Source organism: Halomonas sp. XH26, assembly GCF_024138895.1.
Lineage (GTDB): Bacteria > Pseudomonadota > Gammaproteobacteria > Pseudomonadales > Halomonadaceae > Vreelandella > Vreelandella alkaliphila.
In genome coordinates this window covers 1,450,472-1,470,166 of the sequence record NZ_CP071889.1, presented here as the reverse complement: position 1 = coordinate 1,470,166, position 19,695 = coordinate 1,450,472, and the positions used below count along the sequence as shown (strand labels likewise).

Genomic DNA, 19,695 nt, shown 5'->3' with positions numbered 1-19,695 from the left:
TAGCGAGCAGCGGCTTACGCTTAGAACCTCTGCTTAGAACCTCTGTTTAGAACCATACCTCGCTTTGTACGCCAAAGGTAAATTCACCGCCAGTAAATCCATCGCTACCTAGAGAACTTGCGCCGTAGCTATTAAGGCTATCGTCCCAGTCGCTGTAAGTCGTGAATAGTCGGATCTCAGGACGCTTCCAGAAACCACCTACTTCCGGCTTGAAAGTCGGTGCGATAGTGAACTTCATATAGTCACCATCAACCGCGCTACGGTCACTGTAACCCTGTGGATCTAAATCCATCCACTGATAGCTAGCTTCGTACTGCATTTCGAAATTCGGATTGATTTCATTCGCCAAGCGCACGTTTAGCGTAGCCCAATCATAGCTGTCACCGTTAGCGAAGCGATCTTCACTGGTTTCAGCCAGTATCGACGGTGCAATACGCCACTTCGGTGCAATATAGGTCGTTCCGTATAACGCCAGCCGCGTTGCGGTAGCATCATCCGTCAGGTCGCCGTTACTACCCAACCCTTTAACTTCAGCCCCTAAGCCTTGGCCGTGCAGTACAGCGGCCTTAAAGTTACCCTCGCCCATGCCGAAGAAGCTATCGCCGTGGTAAGCCACCATGGTATGCCAGCCGGTATCAGCCGCGGTTTGGCCCACGCCAATATCACGCTCATCGTTATCAGCAGCAGACATGCCGTTGACCATGACCTGCCAGTTACCGAAGTAATTATTAGAGGTCAGCACGAGGTTATCCGTATCGCTATCTTCCCCATCTAAGCCGGGGTTTTCACGGTTGACGACCGGATAGTCGCTGAAGCTGCGGCCATAAACTGAAAGGTTACTCTTCCAGTTATCGGCTAGCTGCATGTCGTATATACCACCACCGGTACCGGCGAGGAAGACAACATCGCTATCTAGCCAATGGATATCAAAGTTATCACGGTCAAAACGCTTACCGGCCCAAATGGAAGCGTTTTCAAACGCGCCGGTAAAGCTTGGTAAGTCACTAAATTCGGCATACACCTGGCGCACGTTTAGGTTGGTATCGTCACCTACCCAATCGTTGCTGGAATTAGTACCAGCAGCCAACATCGTGGTGTAACGGGCTTTTGCACCGTTATCAAACTGCATGCGGTAGTTCAGAATGGCTTCAGAGTATGTATCCGGCTCGTTGCCCAAACGACCAACGGCACCGCCATTGCCACCCGCGGGTGTCAGATAAGGACCAGCTGGTGCGCTTTTACCATCTTCACCAATTAGCAGGCCAGAACGCGCATAGACATTAAAGGAGAATCCCTCTTCACCGCTGGATTGGCGCTCTACACGGGCAAGGCGTTCTTCAATATCAGCATTGGTAGCGGGCGCACTTGACGATGGTGCAGCATGTCCCTGCTCAGCTAACTCAGCGCGACGTTCTGCAGCCTCCGCCCGCTGTTCGGCAGCCGCAATTCTTGCTTCTAACTGAGCAAATCGCTCTTCCAATGTTGTGTCGGCGCTAGCAGTGCCACACAGCCCAAAACTGGCAGCGGCGATGGCAATGGCGAGAGGTGTTTTGAATGTCATTTTGTGCATTGTTTTAAACCCTAATTTATTAAGCCCTTGTTTTTAAAATCCATATCCTTAAAACTCATACTCTTAAAAGCGGTATTCCTAAGAGCTGCATTCCTAAGAGCTATGCTTTAAAAAAAGCGTTTTAAAAATCGCTTTAAAAACTTGGCTTTAAATCTTTTATTTTTGAGATTTTGTTGAAAACGTAAGTTTCTGATGCTTTTGCTTTAAGCCTTCCTTGCCTTCGATCCAAAGCCATCAGTCTGTCGTTTTACCGCACGGATAGCCCCGCTTATCAACACGCCCAACGACTCTCCCACTGAGTGGCGCTAAACGCTGTTCTGCGAACCGAATTCAGCAGATTATGTTGCAAAGCAACTACGTTTTATCCCGCTAGATAACGGTAGAAAGAACTTAATCGATTAAGAGGTAGTAAACCAACAAGAAATCACTAATTATCGACCAATGTCTAAACCGTTCATTAGGTTAGAAAAAAGTAATGCAACGGCATTAGACAAAAGTCGCTATTGAACTTGTCACGAGGAGACGGCTAACTGGCACCTTACTTAATCGTTTAAGTAGGCGCTAAAAGCGCTTTTAACACTCATTACCCATAACAACAAATGCCGAGGAACGCCCTATGAAAAAGACACTACTCACTTCTGCCATTGCTTTGGCTAGTCTCGCTAGCGCCACAGGTTCTGCCCAGGCGGCTGAGTTAACCATTTCTTGTGGAGCTGTTGGTGCGGAGCTTACCCTTTGCCAAGAAGGTGTGAGCGCCTGGGAAGAGAAGACCGGCCACAGTGTCGATGTGGTTTCAACGCCAAACTCATCTACTGAACGTTTGTCACTTTACCAACAAATTTTATCCGCCAACTCTAGCGACATCGATGTCATGCAGATCGATGTTGTCTGGCCCGGCCTACTCGCTAATCACCTGCTTGATTTAAGCGAAGTGCTTGGTGAAGACGCCGCGGCAGGCCACTTCGACACCATTGTCACGAACAACACTATCGATGGCCGCCTAGTTGCGATGCCCTGGTTTACCGACGCAGGTGTTCTGTATTACCGCGAGGACTTGCTGGAGAAACATGGCCATGACGTACCTACTACGTGGCAAGAACTGACCGACATCGCGCGTGATATCAAAGATGCCGAGCGCGCAGAAGGCAATGATCGTATGCAGGGTTTTGTCTTCCAGGGGCGTGCCTATGAAGGACTTACCGTCAATGCACTGGAGTGGGTATCAAGCTTCGGTGGCGGTACCGTGGTAGATCAGAATGGCGAAGTTACCATCAATAACGAAAAAGCTGCTGAAGCACTGGATTTAGCAGCCTCATGGATTGGCGATATCTCTCCGGAAGGCGTGCTGAATTATACCGAAGAAGAAGCCCGTGGTGTTTTCCAGGGCGGCAATGCCGTATTTATGCGCAACTGGCCATACGCCTGGTCACTGGCTCAAAGCGAAGATAGCGATGTACGTGGCAGTGTCGGCGTCACCCAATTGCCCGCAGGTGGAGAAGACGGTCGAAGTGCAGCTGGCTTAGGCGGTTGGAACTTAGCAGTATCCCGCTATAGCGAACATCCCGAACTCGCCGCTGATCTGGTCGCTTTCTTAGCCGGTGAAGAAGAGCAAAAGCGTCGTGCCATCCAAGCGTCCTACAACCCCACCATCGATGCGCTTTACCAAGATGAAGAGGTACTGGAAGCCGTGCCTTTCTTTGGCACTCTTTACGACACCTTCACCAACGCTGTTGCCCGTCCGTCAGCACCTACCGGGGATGCCTATGGCCGTGTTAGCAATGCCTTTTTCAGCACCTCACATGATGTGCTTTCGGGTACTAAAACTGGCGCTGACGCCGTCGCTGACCTCGAAGGCGATCTACTCCGCCTGAAGCGTCGCAACTGGTAACCGCGGAGATACCTATGTCGACCTCTTCTAACAACAGCGCGCCCCTGGAGGCGCGCTCAGCCGCAGCGCCAGCGCGTCGGCATCGCGGCACTAAAGTACGCCGTCAGCGGGTCAAAGCGGCTTGGCTGTTCTTGGCTCCCATGCTGATCGCATTAACGTTGGTGGCCGGCTGGCCGTTAATGCGAACATTTTTTCTAAGCTTTACCGATGCCTCACTGTCGGACCTGGGTGCGGCTAATCTAATCGGGTTTGAAAACTATCTGGTTTACGACAATGGTCGCTGGTTCGGGGTGCTTGCTGACCCAGTCTGGTGGCAATCTGTTTGGAACACCGTTTACTTTTCGGTGGTATCTGTCTCTTTAGAAGTCATTTTCGGTGTCATTGTGGCGCTGATTCTAAATGCGGAGTTTAAAGGTCGGACGATTGTTCGCGCAGCGGTGCTGATTCCGTGGGCAATCCCCACCATCGTTTCCGCGCAAATGTGGGCATGGATGCTCAACGATCAGTTCGGCATCATCAACCACCTGCTGATGACGGTTGGGATTATCGACAATCCTATCGCCTGGACGGCTAGCGCTACTTACTCAATGTGGGCAGTCATCATGGTCGATGTCTGGAAAACAATTCCGTTTGTCGCCCTGTTGGTGTTAGCCGCCCTACAGATGTTGCCAAAAGATTGCTACGAAGCAGCAGAAGTAGATGGCATTCATCCCGTGCGTGTGTTCTTCAAAGTGACCCTACCGCTAATTACGCCTGCCTTGATGGTGGCGGTGATTTTCCGCCTTCTAGATGCCCTGCGGGTGTTCGACGTGATCTACGTACTGACTTCTAACTCGACCAGCACGATGTCGATGTCAGTCTATGCGCGTCAGCAGTTGGTTGAGTTCCAGGATGTTGGTTACGGCAGTGCTGCCTCTACCCTGTTGTTCTTGATTATTGCCCTGGCCACCGTTGCTTACCTCTATTTAGGCCGTAACAAAATACAACTAGGAGGTGACTGATGAACCAACGTCAGTTAGCCAAAATTGCCAAGCGCGTCGGCTTTTGGGCCTTAATTGCGCTGATTATGGTATACGCCGTTTTCCCATTTTATTACGCGGTCATTACCTCACTTAAACCTTCTAGTGACTTATTCCAGGTTGAACTTTGGCCCTCAAATTGGAACCTGGACAATTATGCGCAGATTTTTAGCCAGTCGAGCTTTATCCGCGCGATTTTTAACTCGGTAGTCGTAGCATTTAGCGTTGTTTTCATCGCGCTGCTACTGGGTATTACCGCCTCCTACGCGCTGGGCCGAGTTCGCTTCCGTGGTCGCTCGACCGTCATGCTGGTCATTCTTGGGGTTTCCATGTTTCCTCAGGTCGCGGTGCTCTCAGGCTTGTTTGAGGTGATTCGCGCACTAAATCTCTACAACAATCCCGCTGGTCTCATTCTGAGCTACACCATTTTCACGCTGCCCTTCACCGTCTGGGTACTTACCACCTTCATGAAAGAACTGCCCATGGAGTTGGAAGAAGCCGCCATCATGGATGGCGCTACGCCCTGGATTACGATTACTAAAGTTTTCCTACCGCTAATGTGGCCCGCCATGGCCACCACTGGCCTGCTTGCCTTTATTGCTGCGTGGAATGAGTTCCTGTTCGCCTTAACCTTCACACTCACTGATGCCCAGCGCACCGTGCCTGTTGCCATTGCACTGTTGTCAGGTGGTAGCGCCTACGAGCTTCCCTGGGGGCCAATTATGGCCGCGTCGGTCGTCGTCACCGTGCCACTGGTTATCCTAGTCATCATTTTCCAACGTCGCATTGTTTCAGGCTTAACTGCAGGTGCAGTTAAAGGCTAAGCGTGGGTGTTATTTACGTTTTATTAAGGATTTATTCATGCAAGACAATCTGACCTGGTGGCGCGGCGGCGTTATCTATCAAATTTACCCGCGCAGCTTCCTAGACAGCCGTGGCGACGGCATTGGTGACTTGAAAGGCATTACCGAAAAGCTCGATTACGTCGCTTCTTTGAACGTTGATGGTGTCTGGCTTTCGCCCTTTTTCACCTCCCCCATGCTCGATTTCGGTTATGACGTCAGCGATTACCGCGACGTTGATCCGATGTTCGGCACCCTGGATGATTTCAAGGCGCTGCTCGACAAGGCCCATTCGCTAGGCCTGAAAGTAATGATTGACCAAGTCATCAGCCATACCTCTGAACAGCACGCTTGGTTTAAAGAGAGCCGCCAGAATCGTACAAACCCCAAAGCCGATTGGTTTGTGTGGGCAGACCCTAAGCCCGATGGCACACCCCCTAATAACTGGCTATCTATTTTTGGCGGCCCTGCCTGGACCTTTGATTCACGCCGCCAGCAGTATTATCTACACAACTTTTTGACCAGCCAGCCGGATGTCAACTTCCACAATCCGGAAGCCCGTCAGGCGCAGCTGGATAACATGCGCTTTTGGCTGGATCTTGGCGTTGATGGTTTCCGCCTTGATACCGTCAACTTCTACTTTCACGACGCTGAGCTGCGTGACAACCCACCGGTGCCCAAAGGCGAATCCAAGACCCTGGGCGCTCCAGAGGCTAACCCCTACACGTGGCAACGTCATGTCTACGATATTAGCCGCCCTGAAAACGTAGATTTCTTAAAAGACTTACGCGCCTTGATGGACGAGTATCCCGGCACTACGACCGTGGGCGAAATCGGCGATGACAACCCACTTGAGCGCATGGCTGAGTACACCGCAGGCGGTGACAAACTGCATATGGCTTACACCTTTGACTTGCTCAATAAGCCACGCTCCGCTAGCTATATTCGTCATGTTATTGAGCGCTTTCAGCGCTTAGCGGGCGACGCTTGGCCCTGCTGGGCAACATCCAACCATGATGTTGAACGCAGCGCATCACGCTGGGGCGCTGAAGAAGATCCCATTGCTTATCCTAAAGTGATGCTCGCCATGCTGTTTTCCCTACGCGGCAGCGTCTGCCTTTATCAAGGGGAAGAGTTAGGGCTTCCGGAAGCTGACGTGCCCTTCGAGCGCATTCAAGACCCTTACGGCAAAGTGCTCTGGCCAGAGTTTAAAGGCCGAGACGGGTGCCGCACGCCGATGCCCTGGACCGATGGCACCCAGGCAGGTTTCTCGGCCATTGAGCCATGGCTCCCCGTAGAAAAACGCCACCTGCCATTGGCGGTTAGCCAACAGCAAACGAACCCAGACTCAACGCTTAACGGTGTGCGCCGGATGCTGGCTTTCCGCCAAGCGCACTCCGCGCTGTTTGACGGTGATTTACAGCTGATTGAGGTTGGCGAGGAGTTACTGGGCTTTATTCGTCAAAATGGCCAAGACAAAGTGCTGTGTGTCTTTAACCTGACGGGGAATGAGCTGCAAACAGCACTCCCCTTAGACATTATTGGTGACCTGGAAGGACACGGCTTCACTACGGCACGTCAAGATAATGTGCTGACGCTGCCCGCCTATCAAGCCGCCTTCATGCACGTTGCTTAGTCAAATCAATGGCAATAATCAATAACAACATTCAATAACGATAGTCGGCCCGATACGAGGAATGCAGCATTGAGGCCGACAAGGAGCTAACCATGGCAAGTGTTACGCTTGAAAAGATCAACAAAGTATTTGGTCGCGATCACATTATTAAAGACGTTGACCTGACCATTGGCGATGGTGAATTTGTCGTCTTTGTTGGCCCATCCGGCTGTGGCAAATCTACGCTGCTGCGCCTTATCGCGGGTCTTGAGTCAATCACCGACGGTGACTTAAACATTGGTGACACGCTGGTCAATGACCTTCCCCCACGAGAACGTGGTGTGGGCATGGTGTTTCAGTCGTATGCTCTTTACCCGCATATGACCGTTTATGACAACATGGCTTTTGGTTTGAAGCTTGCCAAAACAGACAAAGAGACGGTCCATGAACGGGTAATGAGTACCGCTAAAATTTTGCAGCTTGAAGACCTGTTACACCGCAAGCCGAAAGCACTGTCGGGCGGTCAGCGCCAGCGTGTTGCAATGGGCCGTGCGATGGCTCGGGAACCTCGCATTCTGCTTTTTGATGAGCCACTTTCTAACCTGGATGCGTCGCTGCGAGTACAAATGCGCAACGAGATCGCCAGGCTGCACAATCGCCTGGGCTCTACGATGATTTATGTGACCCACGACCAAGTCGAAGCCATGACCCTGGCAGATAAAATCGTGGTGCTAAAAGGCGGCCATATCGAGCAAGTTGGCAGCCCACATGAACTTTATCAACGCCCAGCCACCAAGTTTGTCGCCGGTTTTATCGGTTCACCGACGATGAATTTTATGCCTGCGGAGCTTGCCAGCGGTTCAAAAGATGGTTGCCGGGTGACGGCAAAAGGCTTGGGAGAGGTCGCACTTCCCCAAGCCGCTGATAGCTATCGCACGGGCAGCTCACTTACCTTAGGCATACGCCCCGAGCACCTACGCTTAGAGGCACCCAAGGGCGATAACTGCTTTGAAATTTTCAATGTCGAGTATCTAGGTAATGAGGTCTATGTCTACCTAGAACCCAAAGAGGGCGATACACTGCTTATCCACCGCAGCGAAGCCCCAAGCAAGTGGGAAGAAGGCCAAAAAGTATCCCTGGTGCCTGACATTGAGCATGTGCATCTATTTGATGAAAGTGGTGCGGCGTTGATGCTTTCTGAGACACGCTCTGCGGCTTAACGAACGCTATCAACTACGCTGTTGCTGAGCGAACAACGGCCTTTGATGCTACTACCTCTATAGCAACGGTAGTGGAAACAACGTCAAGGCCGTATTTTTGTGCGCCAGATTCAATTCATTAGCCTGCGATGTAAAATAACGCCCAAATAATTAAACAGGATAGGAAACCCGTGACTGCCCATCGTCGAATGACTCTCAAGGATCTTGCCACAGAACTCGGCGTTTCCACTGCGACAATATCAAACGCCTTCAACCGCCCTGACCAGCTTTCGCCACTTCTGCGCGATCGTATTTTAAGTGAGGCAAAACGCCTTGGGTATAACGGCCCAGATGCCAAGGCCCGCAGTCTGCGTACTGGGCGCTCCAGCATTGTTGCGGTTATTCTTGCCGAAAGCCTGACCTACAGCCTCAATGATGCTGTCGCCAGTGAATTTTTATCCGGTGTCGCTGAAGTACTCGATGCACATGGGCATACCATGCTGCTACTGCCTGGCCGGGGTCATGCCTCCCAGCCGCCAGGGTCTGCAAACATTGCCGATGGCTTTATCGTTTACGGCCTGATGCCTAATAACAAGCTGCTAAGCGAGCTGCCTGCGCAGCGCCCACTGGTGTCCGTGGATTTCGACATTGATGGCAGTCCGACTGTGCATATCGATGACCAAGACGCGAGCTACCACCTTGCCCTGCACGCATTAAAAACGCGGCCACAGCGGCCTGCGGTGATTAACCTTCGTCTGACAAAAGAGCATTGCAACGGCCGAATCACCAAAGCGCACACCCTACTGCCGGGCAGCAGCACCATCAGTCGTGCACGCCTGGCCGGATTTCATGCAGCACTCACCGAACATGGCTTTGATGCTGAACAGATCCCACTATGGAATATCGAAGAGAACGTGTTTGATGTGTGTTCACCAGTGATCAAAGAAATCCTCGACCTGCCTGCCAATCAGCGCCCGGATCTGCTGCTATGCATGTCAGACCGCATTGCGCTTACCGCGCTGACGCTGGCCGAACAGCGTGGCATTCACGTACCGGGGGAGCTAAGAATTACCGGCTTTGATGGCATTGCTGAAGGGCAATATAGAGCACCGCGTTTAACGACCGTGCGCCAGGACAGTGCGGGCAAAGGCCGCGTGGCAGCAAAAATGATTCTAGGTCGGATACCAAAAACCCAGCAGCTACTCAAAACAGAGTTGCTGCTGGGCGACACTTGCCCATAAGGGTCAGTCAGGTGTTATTTGGCCGTTTTCTGCATGGCAAGGGCGGTATCTAACATACGGTTGGAGAAGCCCCACTCGTTGTCGTACCACGCCATAATTTTCACCAGGCGGCCATTCACACGGGTGTGATTAGCATCAAAAGTAGACGAGTGTGCATCATGATTGAAATCAATAGACACCAGCGGCTGTGCGTTAACCGCTAGCACAGACGAATTCGCCGCTGCTTTTTCAACAATTGCGTTGATCTCTTCTTTGCTGGTATCGCGGCTTGCCGTAAATGTTAAATCTACCAGGGAAACGTTGATCACCGGTACGCGTACGGCTAACCCATCAAACTTACCTGCCAGCTCCGGCAAGACCAAACCAACGGCCGCTGCTGCGCCTGTTTTGGTCGGAATCATCGAATGCGTCGCACTACGCGCGCGGTAAGGGTCGGAGTGATAAACATCCGATAGGTTCTGGTCGTTGGTGTAGGCATGGACCGTGGTCATCAAGCCATTTTCAATGCCTACGGCATCGTTTAACGCTTTGGCGACCGGCGCCAGGCAGTTAGTCGTGCACGACGCATTGGAAACCACCGTGTGCTCGGCTGTCAGAATGTCGTCATTAACGCCATATACGATAGTAGCGTCAGCATCGGGGCTGGGTGCAGAGATCAACACACGCTTAGCACCCGCTTCTATATGCTTGGCAGCGGCTTCTCGCTTAGTGAACAAGCCTGTGCACTCCATGACAAGATCAATGTTCATGGATGCCCAAGGAAGCTGGCTAGGGTCACGCTCAGAAGAGATCGCGATGCGATCGCCATCCACACGAATACTTTCGGCATCATGCTCAACGGCAAAAGGAAAGTGGCCGTGAACCGTATCGTGACGCAGCAGGTGCGAGTTTAGGGAAGGATCACCTAAATCATTAATCGCAACCACTTGGACACGATCCCGGTAGCTATTTTCGTACAGCGCACGCAGTACGTTACGACCAATCCGTCCAAATCCGTTAATAGCAACTCTTATTGTCATGATGGCACCTCAGTCAAGCAGTGGTAGTCGATGGCGTATCCAGTAAAAAAATTACTAAAAATACGTATTTATTCGCCTTTAGGTCAATTTTTACCTATCCAAACTGCCCTTAAAGGCTAATAACATCCCAATATGTAGTAAAATTACTATATAAAGGCTATCGTAGTCCAATAATTAATCACCGCCAAGATGGTCAATAGGAGTAACTTTTATGACTCGCTCAACATCTCCCACTCCCCTTCGCCGCACCAAGATTGTCGCGACGCTTGGTCCAGCAAGCGATCGCCCTGGCGTGCTGGAAGCCATGCTAAAAGCGGGCGTCGATGTCGTGCGGCTAAATTTCTCCCATGGCGCCGCAGACGACCACCGCCGCCGCTTGAAAGAGGTACGCGAGATTGCCCAGCGACTAAATCGTAGCGTTGCCGCCCTGGGTGACCTGCAAGGGCCAAAAATTCGTATATCCCGCTTTGCCGAAGGTGCCGTTCACTTGGACATTGGCCAGGCCTTTGTGCTCGACATGGCGTTGGATGCCAACAGCGGCACGGCCGAGCGCGTCGGCTGTGATTACAAGTCGCTGATTGACGATGTCGCCCCTGGTGACCGGCTACTGCTGGATGATGGCCGTGTCGTGCTGGACGTCACCTCGATTATTGGTCAAGAAGTCCATACACGTGTTCACGTAGGTGGCAAGCTTTCCAATAACAAAGGCATCAACAAGCAAGGCGGTGGATTATCCGCCCCGGCGCTTACCGAAAAAGATAAAGAAGACCTAAAAACCGCGATCGATATCGGGGTGGATTACTTGGCGGTATCGTTCCCACGCAGCGCTGCTGATATGCAAGAAGCGCGTGACCTGCTCGGCGAAGCAGGCAAGGAAATAGGCCTGGTTGCCAAGCTTGAGCGCGCCGAAGCGGTTGCCGATGATGAAACGCTGGATGGCATTATCGAAGCCTCTGAAGCCGTGATGGTCGCCCGAGGCGACTTAGGCGTAGAAATTGGCGATGCCGCACTGATCGGCACTCAAAAACGCATCATCAAGCATGCTCGCACGCTTAACCGCGCGGTAATTACCGCCACACAAATGATGGAGTCGATGATTGAGTCGCCACTGCCCACCCGCGCGGAAGTATTCGACGTGGCTAACGCAGTGCTTGATGCCACCGACGCCGTCATGCTTTCCGCGGAAACCGCCGCGGGTGACTATCCGGTAGAAACCATTCAAGCGATGGATCGAGTATGCCTCGGCGCTGAGCGCGAACGTATTGCTCAGTCATCAGGCCACCGTATTCATGAAGGCTTCGAGCGCATTGATGAAACCATTGCCCTCTCTGCCATGTATGCCGCTAACCACCTCACCGGGGTACGCGCCATAGCCTGTATGACCTCGACAGGTTATACGCCACTGATTGCCTCACGCATTCGCTCTGGCCTGCCGATTGTTGGCCTTGCACACAGCCCGATTGCCCAACGGCGCATGGCGCTTTATCGCGGCGTCGTGTCGATCCCCTTCGACACAACCCATATGGACCCTAAAGAGCTCAACCAAGAAGCCGTCAAACTACTCCAAGCTCATGGTTTGGCACACCCTGGCGATCATGTCATTCTTACCCGCGGCGACCACATGAATGCCCACGGCGGCACTAACACCATGAAAGTGCTGGCCGTCGAAGAAGCGTAAACCTAACAGCGACCTGAAATAGCCGGAATGTTAACTGGAGAGCCATGCCATGAGCGATGCACGTCCACCCCGCCAAGCCGTTCGTACGCTGCAACCGCGTAAACGCATTGCGCTAATTGCCCACGACGGCAAAAAAACCGAAATGCTGGAGTGGGCAACACGCTGGCAGGAAACGCTCAGCCAGCACACTCTCATTGGTACGGGGACTACCGCTGGGCGGCTCAAAAATGCGCTTGGCCTAGAGGTCGAGGGATTGATGAGCGGGCCGCTGGGCGGTGATCAGCAAATTGGTGCGCGGATTGCCGAACAACAGCTAGACGTGCTGATTTTCTTCTGGGATCCGTTTGCCCCTCAGCCCCACGATCCTGATGTCAAAGCGCTGCTGCGTTTAGCCGCGCTATGGAACGTGCCGGTGGCATGCAATGCGGCGAGCGCCGACTTTTTACTGTCGTCGCCCTATCTCAGTGAACGCTACGATATGTCTATTCCGGATGCGCAGGCCTGGGCTCAAGCCCGCACGGTATAGCTCTTAACAACTCAAGCTCTTAACAACTCAAGCTCTTAACAACTCAAGGTCTGAACAACTCAAGCTTTGAACGAATCAATGGGGCTTATCGGGTACGCAGGTGGCGCGCCACAACCTGCTGCCCACACTGATAGTCACCGTTCATGGCATTCAGGGCACAGCGCAGGGTGAGTTCAGCAATGCGATCATAATCTTGCAAGGCTGAATTCACCGGTTGCGGCAGAAAGTCCAATAAGCGGTGGTCGCCAAAGGTGGCCAACCGCATATTCTCTGGCAGCCCACCGCGCTCCAGAAACACGTCAAACACCCCTTCCATCAGCACATAAGACGCGGTGATCAACGCATCAGCGCCCCCCTTCTCATCCAGCAGTTGAGCGGCAAGGCGGGCACCTTCACTACGCTCGTAGTGCGTACCGCTAAGCAAAACCGGCTCGATAGAGCTGTCTTGTAGTGCTGACTGGAAACCCACCCTCCGCTCGCGACTGATCGACAAGCTTGGCATCGCTTCTAACCACGCGACCCGCCGCGTGCTACCCGTAATGACCGAGCGGGTTAGCGCATATGCTGCGTCTTGATCGTTGCTGACGACACTGGCAAAACGCGTCGGCGCAAGCCCACGATCCATTCCCACAACGCACCAACCTTCATCCACCAACTCAGAATAGAAGGTGTCCTCTTCGGCAAGGCAGCTGGCGGTAATAAGCACCTCACAACGCTGCGCGCGAAGCGCCAATGCCAAAGCGCGCTCGCTATCGGCACAGTCATCTGAGCTAGCCACCAACAGCTGATAACCCTTCTCTCTCGCGCCACGCTCTAAGCGTTTCGCGAGCCGCGCATAGCTGATATTTTCAAGGTCCGGCACGATCAATCCAATCAGCCGACTTGCCCCACGACGCAGCGCTGCTGCCTGCGGGTCAATGTGATAACGATGCTGCCGCACGACCGCCATTACTTTCTCAATGGTGGCATTACTAATACGCCGTTGCTCGGCCTGGCCATTAATTACATAGCTCGCCGTGGTGCGCGATACGCCCGCAAGCCGGGCAATGTCGGCAAGTGTCATGCAATTCTCCCTCTGGTTGCCGGTGTAGTTTATCAGCCGTTTCTCGCCACCCAGACTAAAGTCTAGAAAGACAACCCTTGTGTCTTTAAGTGAATCGATTCAGCATAGCCAACTAACCACAGATGACACGATTCATCCAGCGAAGCTCAACGCTCTACGACCAACGTTTAAGCATGATCACGCTGCAGACATTACCCTTGGCTGACAGCGTTTACAGGAGAACCCTATGTTAACTCTCGGCCCAGATGACATCTTGCTCGACCGCCATGCGGACGACTGGCAAGCTGCACTCGACATCGCCGCCAAGGCGCTAACGGATGCGGGCTTAGTTGAGGCCGAGTACCGTGATGGCCTCCATGCCCGTGAAGCGCAGTCGTCAACCTATCTTGGTAACGCGATTGCCATTCCACACGGCACGCCGGAAAGCCGTCAGCACGTAAAACATACCGGCGTGAGGGTGCTGCAGTTCCCCAAAGGCGTTCAGTGGCATGACGGCCAGACGGTCTATGTACTGGTGACGATAGCCGCGCAAAATGACGAACATTTAGACATCCTGCGTCAATTAACCCACGTCTTAGACCGCGAAGGCGTCGCCAACCAGCTCGCCAGCGCTAGCTCGGCTGTCGAGGTAGCGCGTTTACTTTCCAAACCAGCGCTTGAGCCACGCCTGGATGCCGATACGCTGTGCGTTAATTTCCCTGCTCGCGACCCTCAAGAACTCGCCTTGGCCGCTGCCGCACGGCTGCGCCAAAGTGGCTGTGTTGATAACGCTTTTATTAGCGCCATCGCCAGTGCTTCCCCTCAATGGCTGGGCAAAGGATTTTGGTTGGCAAGCCAAGCGCAAGGGGTGACACAACCCGCACTAGGCGTTGCCACGCCAGCTGATCCTAAACTTGAGCATAGCGGCCATCCTGTCCACGCGCTGTTCTGTTTAGCGGCCAGTGGCGATGCCCACCGCCCACTGCTGGAACAGCTATTAGCCATGTTGGAGAACGGCGAAAGTGACAGCTTGGTGGGCAAAAGCAGCGCACAGCTGCTGGCCACGCTGGCGGGCGAAACCGCCAGCACTCAGACTCGTCGCGTGCGCGTCTTGAACCCCCATGGCCTGCACGCCCGCCCAGCAAAACAGCTGGTACAGGTCGCCCGCGCGCAATCAATGCCGATTAACGTACGCCTTGAAGAAGGCAGTGCCTCCACGGTTTCTGCCGCCAGCCTGACCAAAGTGATTGGCTTGGGAGCACGGCGTGGTCAGTGGCTTATCCTTTCTGCCGAAGGTGACCAGGCAAGTGCTGCGCTAGGCACAGTAGCCGCCGCCGTTGAAGCCGGTTTAGGTGAGAAAGTAACGCCGTTCGACGGCGGTTTTGATACCAAGTCGGTTACTAACACAAGCAAGCCCGTTGAGCCGTTAGCCGCTGATGCGCCCCACACCGGCGTTGCCGCCTCGCCGGGCTTAGCCATTGCGCCGGTGTTTGTGATTCGCCCGATGCAGTTCGACTATGCTGAACACGCCAGCGATCCCGAACATGAAATTAGTCGCCTGAAAGTGGCACTCAAAGAAGGCGCCGCTCAACTACAGGCACTGGTGCACAACGCCCCTGGCGGCGAAGTGGCCGATATTCTCTCAATGCACGAAGAGATGCTCGACGACCCCGAGCTGCATCACGCTGCGATTGATGCGATTCGTGAAGGTCGTTCAGCAGAAGCCGGTTGGTGGAATGCTATTGAAACCGCCGCCCACGCCCAGGAAATGCTCGCCGACCGCCTATTGGCCGAGCGCGCCGCTGACCTGCGCGACGTAGGCCGCCGCGTACTGGGGGTATTGTGCGATGTCCAACTGCCCGAGCCACCTGACCACCCGTATATTCTGGTGATGGATGACATCGGCCCTTCCGACGTTGCCCGCCTGGATACCTCACGGGTACGCGGCCTGCTGACCGTGCGCGGCGGCGCCACCGCGCACAGTGCTATTCTGGCTCGTGCGCTGGGTATTCCAGCTGTCGTGGGTGCTGGTGAAGCCGTCATGGCGTTGCATAACGGCAGCATGATGATTCTGGACGGTGAACGTGGGCGGGTTACCTCCCAGCCTTCCGAAGAGCGCCTGCAGCGCGCGGAACAACAGCTTCTCGACCAGCAACAGCGCGAAGCCGATGCCTGGGAGCTGCGTTTTGAGCAAGCCCAAACCCGTGATGGGCATCGGGTAGAAGTGGCAGCTAACCTTGGTAACACCGCCCACGCCGCCGATGCGGTTGAACGCGGTGCTGAAGGCGTTGGCCTGCTGCGCACCGAGTTCCTGTTTATGGCCTACTCAAGCGCACCGGACCTAGCCACCCAGATTGCCGAGTACCGCGAAGCCACCGATGCCTTGGATGGCCGTCCGCTGGTCGCGCGTACTTTGGATGTGGGTGGCGACAAGCCGCTGCCCTACTGGCCGGTTCCCCAGGAAGACAATCCTTTCCTTGGCCTACGCGGCATTCGCTTAGCGCTGACCGAGCCGGAAGTGCTGGAAACACAAATCCGCGCGCTGCTGATGGCAGCTGTCGGCCGTCCGCTACGCATCATGCTGCCGATGGTTAAGGATGTCGCTGAATTCCGCGCCGCCAAAGTCATCTATGACCGCCTGCTTAGCGAAATCCCACCACAGCAGCGCGCCACTGATGTGCAACTGGGCGTGATGATCGAAGTGCCCTCCAGCGCACTGCTAGCACCTACGCTGGCGGCCGAGGTGGACTTCTTCTCCGTTGGTACTAACGATTTAACTCAGTACACCCTGGCCATCGACCGCGGCCACCCAGAGCTTTCTGCCCAGGCCGATGGCTTACACCCAGCCGTGCTGCGTTTGATTCAAATGACCGTCGATGCCGCCCATGCCCACGGTAAATGGGTCGGCGTATGCGGCGAGCTTGCCTCGGACGCCATGGCCGTACCAGTACTGGTAGGGTTAGGCGTTGATGAGCTTTCCGTCAGTGCGCGACAAATTCCGCTAGTCAAAGCTCGCCTGCGTGAATTTGATCTTGCCGATGCAAAAGCCACTGCCCAGCTAGCGCTAAGCAAAGCCACCAGCGATGAGGTGCGTGACGCCCTGGAGGCCCGCTAATGGCCCAGGTAGTGTGCATTACACTCAACCCCGCGCTGGATTTAGCATTCAACCTTGAAACGCTGACACTTGGCCATGTGAACCGCCCCCACAGCGCCCAGTTAGAAGCCGCGGGCAAAGGCGTTAACGTAGCACGCGTGCTGGCCAGCTTAGGCCATCAAGTGATTGTTAGCGGCTTTCTCGGCCAGGATAACGACGCCCCGTTCAGCTTGGCATTCCCCCACTACGGCGTGGAAGATGCCTTTGTACGAGTACCCGGAAGCACGCGCATTAACGCCAAGCTGGCGGAACAGAGTGGCCGCGTCACTGATATTAACGGCCCCGGCATGCCGATTGAGGCCGCCCATCTAGATGCCTTACGAACTACCCTAGACGATTTGTTTCAGCGCCTCGCTCCGCCCCAAGCGGTCGTCGTTGCCGGTAGCCTTCCACCGGGTATTGATCAGCCGCTGTTTGCTGAACTAATAACCATCCTAAAAAGCTATGGCGTACCACTTTGGATAGACACCAGTGGCCCGGCACTGCTAACCGCCATTGCTGCTCAGCCTGCGGCTGTAAAACCTAACGAAACGGAACTCGCTGACTGGGCTGGCAGCGCGCTAAATTCAAATCAACAGCGCCAGCTCGCCGCCGAGCGACTGCACGCCAGCGGAATCGAGCACGCGCTGATTTCCGCAGGCTCAGAGGGCGTTTTATGGGTTAGCTCACAGGGCACTTGGCAATCTACCCCACCTAGCGTAAACGCCACCAATACCGTTTGTGCGGGCGATACCTTTGTGGCTGGCATGCTCCATGGGCTGCTCAGCGACTTCGCCCCACAAGACACCCTTCGCTTCGCAACGGCACTCTCTGCCGAAGCGGTTCGCCACGTCGGCGTGGGCACCCCCCACGCCGACGACTTTGACTTACTCCAACAACAGACTTTGGTACGGCGTCTTGACGACACCATCACCGAGGGAGCCACGCGATGAACCTGATTCTAATTACCGCCTGCCCCAGCGGCATGGCGACCACCTTTCTGGCCGCCAAGCGCCTTGAACAAGCGGCCACACGGATGGGCTGGAGCGCCCATGTGGAAATGCACGGCGAGATTGCGCCGCTGCAGGCTGCCACCGCCGAGCAAATTGCTAATGCCGATTTAATTGTGGTGGCCGCCGATCACGTTCCTGCCCCAGAACGTTTTGAAGGCAAGCGGCTTTTCCAGGCGCCGATTGCCAGTGCCCTGCCCGACCCCAGCGCCTTTTTAACTCAAGCCAAGCGTGAAGCACCGATTTACACTGCTCCTGCAACCCCTACAGCCGCCGCGACTCCGGTGAGCAACACGGGAGGCAAGAAGATTGTGGCAGTGACTGCTTGCCCCACTGGTGTTGCCCATACCTTTATGGCCGCTGAAGCGCTAGCCGAAGCAGGCAAAGCCATGGGACATGCCATTCGCGTGGAAACCCAAGGCTCAGTGGGTGCTCAGGATCATTTAACCGAACAAGAGATCGCCGACGCCGACGTGGTCGTACTGGCCTGCGATATCGACGTTGACCCAGCGCGGTTTGCAGGCAAGCGTATCTACCGCACCTCAACCGGCAATGCACTAAAAAAGCCACGTCCCACGCTGGAAGCCGCCCTTGTTGATGCTAGCGTAGAAAACGCCAACAGCGGTTCGGGCAACGCCAATAAGAGCGTTAAAGAGAAAGGCGTTTACAAGCACCTACTCACTGGCGTGTCGTTCATGCTGCCTATGGTAGTAGCAGGCGGTTTGCTGATTGCGCTCTCGTTTGTCTTCGGCATTGAAGCCTTTGAACAGGAAGGCACGCTGGCCGCTGCGCTTATGCAAATTGGCGGCGGCACCGCCTTCGCGCTAATGATTCCAGTACTGGCGGGTTACATTGCCTACTCCATCGCCGACCGCCCCGGTATTGCTCCAGGTATGATTGGCGGGATGTTGGCGGCTGACATTGGCTCCGGGTTTATCGGCGGCATTTTGGCAGGCTTCCTGGCAGGCTACGTGGCCCTAGCGGTTACCCGCTACGTTAAGCTGCCCTCCAGCGTTGAATCGCTCAAGCCTATTCTGATTATCCCGCTGGTGGCCAGCCTAGTCACCGGCCTGACGATGATCTATGTGATTGGCGAACCTGTCGCTGCATTGCTGAATGCGCTGACCAGCTTCCTGGCCTCTATGGGCTCTACTAACGCGGTGCTGCTGGGCATTCTATTGGGCGCAATGATGTGCTTCGATTTGGGCGGCCCCGTCAATAAAGCAGCTTATACCTTTGGCGTGGGCCTGTTAGCTTCGGAAACCTACGGCCCAATGGCAGCCATTATGGCGGCAGGCATGGTGCCAGCAATTGGTATGGGCATTGCCAGTTTCGTTGCACGCAGTAAGTTCTCTGCACCAGAGCGCGAAGCAGGCAAGGCATCATTTGTACTGGGCATGTGCTTTATCAGTGAAGGGGCCATTCCCTTTGCGGCGAAAGACCCGTTGCGGGTTATCCCCGCGTGCATGGTGGGCGGTGCGATCACCGGTGCGCTTTCCATGCTGGTAGGCGCGAAACTAATGGCACCTCACGGTGGTATCTTTGTCCTGCTCATTCCCAACGCCATCACTCCTGCACTACTCTACCTTGGCGCGATTATCATCGGCTCGCTGGTAACCGGTTTAGGCTATGCCTTTATCAAACGCGGCGCCGCTCACGTCGCCGTTACCAGCTAAACGCTTTAACTTCAGTGCTGGGCAGGCGGCTACCTGCTCAGCGCCTTTTTTGCTACGCATATCCCTTCTCAACTCCACCCCAACAACGGTTTATTACTAATTTTTTAACCTCCAATCGCTTAATAGTTGCTTAAACTGGGGTTTTATGTAGTATTTTTACCTAAATAGACCCATAAATAGTACAAGGCACGAGCCAGCAACATAGCGCTCGTCACTTAATAATGATCTAAAACAACA

At 54.3% G+C, this 19,695-nt stretch carries 14 protein-coding genes; 11 read left to right on the top strand and 3 right to left on the bottom strand.

Annotated elements, in window-relative coordinates:
* Nucleotides 1-46: 46 nt before the first annotated feature.
* Nucleotides 47-1,570 (bottom strand): carbohydrate porin, encoded by a 1,524-nt coding sequence (locus J4377_RS06745; RefSeq protein ID WP_253487512.1) that lies wholly within the window; start codon nucleotides 1,568-1,570, stop codon nucleotides 47-49.
* A 616-nt stretch (nucleotides 1,571-2,186) separates the two neighbouring features.
* Here J4377_RS06745 and J4377_RS06740 point away from each other — a divergent pair.
* The 6 genes from J4377_RS06740 (at nucleotide 2,187) to J4377_RS06715 (ending at nucleotide 9,374) form a co-directional block, all read left to right on the top strand.
* Nucleotides 2,187-3,458: an ABC transporter substrate-binding protein gene (locus tag J4377_RS06740; protein ID WP_120387152.1), complete on the top strand. Its 1,272-nt coding sequence runs from the start codon at nucleotides 2,187-2,189 to the stop codon at nucleotides 3,456-3,458.
* 14 nt (nucleotides 3,459-3,472) lie between these two features.
* Entirely contained in the window at nucleotides 3,473-4,459 is a 987-nt protein-coding gene (locus J4377_RS06735; protein WP_038483262.1) for a carbohydrate ABC transporter permease, read from the top strand.
* Complete coding sequence (locus J4377_RS06730; protein WP_009723678.1) at nucleotides 4,459-5,301, top strand: carbohydrate ABC transporter permease; 843 nt, start codon at nucleotides 4,459-4,461, stop codon at nucleotides 5,299-5,301. Before J4377_RS06735 ends, J4377_RS06730 begins: the two co-directional genes overlap by 1 nt.
* 37 nt (nucleotides 5,302-5,338) lie before the next feature.
* Nucleotides 5,339-6,955 carry an alpha-glucosidase gene (locus tag J4377_RS06725; RefSeq protein ID WP_253487510.1) on the top strand — a complete coding sequence of 539 codons (1,617 nt, stop codon included), beginning with the start codon at nucleotides 5,339-5,341 and terminating at the stop codon, nucleotides 6,953-6,955.
* A 92-nt stretch (nucleotides 6,956-7,047) separates the two neighbouring features.
* Nucleotides 7,048-8,154 carry an ABC transporter ATP-binding protein gene (locus J4377_RS06720; protein WP_038483253.1) on the top strand — a complete coding sequence of 369 codons (1,107 nt, stop codon included), beginning with the start codon at nucleotides 7,048-7,050 and terminating at the stop codon, nucleotides 8,152-8,154.
* A 188-nt stretch (nucleotides 8,155-8,342) separates the two neighbouring features.
* Nucleotides 8,343-9,374, top strand: a complete 1,032-nt coding sequence (locus J4377_RS06715) for a LacI family DNA-binding transcriptional regulator (RefSeq protein ID WP_095604294.1) — start codon at nucleotides 8,343-8,345, stop codon at nucleotides 9,372-9,374.
* A gap of 14 nt (nucleotides 9,375-9,388) precedes the next feature.
* Here the strand turns inward: J4377_RS06715 and gap are convergent, their stop codons facing one another.
* On the bottom strand, nucleotides 9,389-10,393 hold the full coding sequence (gap, locus tag J4377_RS06710; protein ID WP_095604295.1) for a type I glyceraldehyde-3-phosphate dehydrogenase: 1,005 nt from the start codon (nucleotides 10,391-10,393) through the stop codon (nucleotides 9,389-9,391).
* A 211-nt stretch (nucleotides 10,394-10,604) separates the two neighbouring features.
* On the opposite strand from gap, the gene pyk reads away from it, so the two are divergent.
* Both pyk and J4377_RS06700 read left to right on the top strand, forming a co-directional pair.
* On the top strand, nucleotides 10,605-12,071 hold the full coding sequence (gene pyk, locus J4377_RS06705) for a pyruvate kinase (RefSeq protein WP_038483243.1): 1,467 nt from the start codon (nucleotides 10,605-10,607) through the stop codon (nucleotides 12,069-12,071).
* Between the two features lie 49 nt (nucleotides 12,072-12,120).
* Nucleotides 12,121-12,597: a methylglyoxal synthase gene (locus J4377_RS06700; RefSeq protein WP_038483239.1), complete on the top strand. Its 477-nt coding sequence runs from the start codon at nucleotides 12,121-12,123 to the stop codon at nucleotides 12,595-12,597.
* Between the two features lie 85 nt (nucleotides 12,598-12,682).
* On the opposite strand, the gene cra is transcribed toward J4377_RS06700, so the two are convergent.
* Nucleotides 12,683-13,660 (bottom strand): catabolite repressor/activator, encoded by a 978-nt coding sequence (gene cra / locus J4377_RS06695; protein ID WP_253487509.1) that lies wholly within the window; start codon nucleotides 13,658-13,660, stop codon nucleotides 12,683-12,685.
* 226 nt (nucleotides 13,661-13,886) lie between these two features.
* Here cra and ptsP point away from each other — a divergent pair, with 226 nt between their 5' ends.
* From ptsP to J4377_RS06680, 3 genes are read left to right on the top strand one after another with little or no spacing between them, the layout of a single operon-like run.
* Nucleotides 13,887-16,754, top strand: a complete 2,868-nt coding sequence (ptsP, locus tag J4377_RS06690) for a phosphoenolpyruvate--protein phosphotransferase (RefSeq protein ID WP_253487507.1) — start codon at nucleotides 13,887-13,889, stop codon at nucleotides 16,752-16,754.
* Nucleotides 16,754-17,725, top strand: coding sequence for a 1-phosphofructokinase (gene pfkB / locus J4377_RS06685; protein ID WP_253487505.1), 972 nt, complete (start codon nucleotides 16,754-16,756; stop codon nucleotides 17,723-17,725). The genes ptsP and pfkB overlap by 1 nt, the downstream gene beginning before the upstream one ends.
* Complete coding sequence (locus tag J4377_RS06680) at nucleotides 17,722-19,458, top strand: PTS fructose-like transporter subunit IIB (RefSeq protein ID WP_253487503.1); 1,737 nt, start codon at nucleotides 17,722-17,724, stop codon at nucleotides 19,456-19,458. Before pfkB ends, J4377_RS06680 begins: the two co-directional genes overlap by 4 nt.
* The last annotated feature ends 237 nt before the right edge of the window (nucleotides 19,459-19,695 follow it).

What these genes read in the sequence shown, in the direction of transcription:
- J4377_RS06745 (WP_253487512.1), bottom strand. Translation starts at nt 1,570, where the DNA reads ATGCACAAAATGACATTCAAAACACCTCTCGCCATTGCCATCGCCGCT.
- J4377_RS06740 (WP_120387152.1), top strand. Translation starts at nt 2,187, where the DNA reads ATGAAAAAGACACTACTCACTTCTGCCATTGCTTTGGCTAGTCTCGCT.
- J4377_RS06735 (WP_038483262.1), top strand. Translation starts at nt 3,473, where the DNA reads ATGTCGACCTCTTCTAACAACAGCGCGCCCCTGGAGGCGCGCTCAGCC.
- J4377_RS06730 (WP_009723678.1), top strand. Translation starts at nt 4,459, where the DNA reads ATGAACCAACGTCAGTTAGCCAAAATTGCCAAGCGCGTCGGCTTTTGG.
- J4377_RS06725 (WP_253487510.1), top strand. Translation starts at nt 5,339, where the DNA reads ATGCAAGACAATCTGACCTGGTGGCGCGGCGGCGTTATCTATCAAATT.
- J4377_RS06720 (WP_038483253.1), top strand. Translation starts at nt 7,048, where the DNA reads ATGGCAAGTGTTACGCTTGAAAAGATCAACAAAGTATTTGGTCGCGAT.
- J4377_RS06715 (WP_095604294.1), top strand. Translation starts at nt 8,343, where the DNA reads ATGACTCTCAAGGATCTTGCCACAGAACTCGGCGTTTCCACTGCGACA.
- gap (WP_095604295.1), bottom strand. Translation starts at nt 10,393, where the DNA reads ATGACAATAAGAGTTGCTATTAACGGATTTGGACGGATTGGTCGTAAC.
- pyk (WP_038483243.1), top strand. Translation starts at nt 10,605, where the DNA reads ATGACTCGCTCAACATCTCCCACTCCCCTTCGCCGCACCAAGATTGTC.
- J4377_RS06700 (WP_038483239.1), top strand. Translation starts at nt 12,121, where the DNA reads ATGAGCGATGCACGTCCACCCCGCCAAGCCGTTCGTACGCTGCAACCG.
- cra (WP_253487509.1), bottom strand. Translation starts at nt 13,660, where the DNA reads ATGACACTTGCCGACATTGCCCGGCTTGCGGGCGTATCGCGCACCACG.
- ptsP (WP_253487507.1), top strand. Translation starts at nt 13,887, where the DNA reads ATGTTAACTCTCGGCCCAGATGACATCTTGCTCGACCGCCATGCGGAC.
- pfkB (WP_253487505.1), top strand. Translation starts at nt 16,754, where the DNA reads ATGGCCCAGGTAGTGTGCATTACACTCAACCCCGCGCTGGATTTAGCA.
- J4377_RS06680 (WP_253487503.1), top strand. Translation starts at nt 17,722, where the DNA reads ATGAACCTGATTCTAATTACCGCCTGCCCCAGCGGCATGGCGACCACC.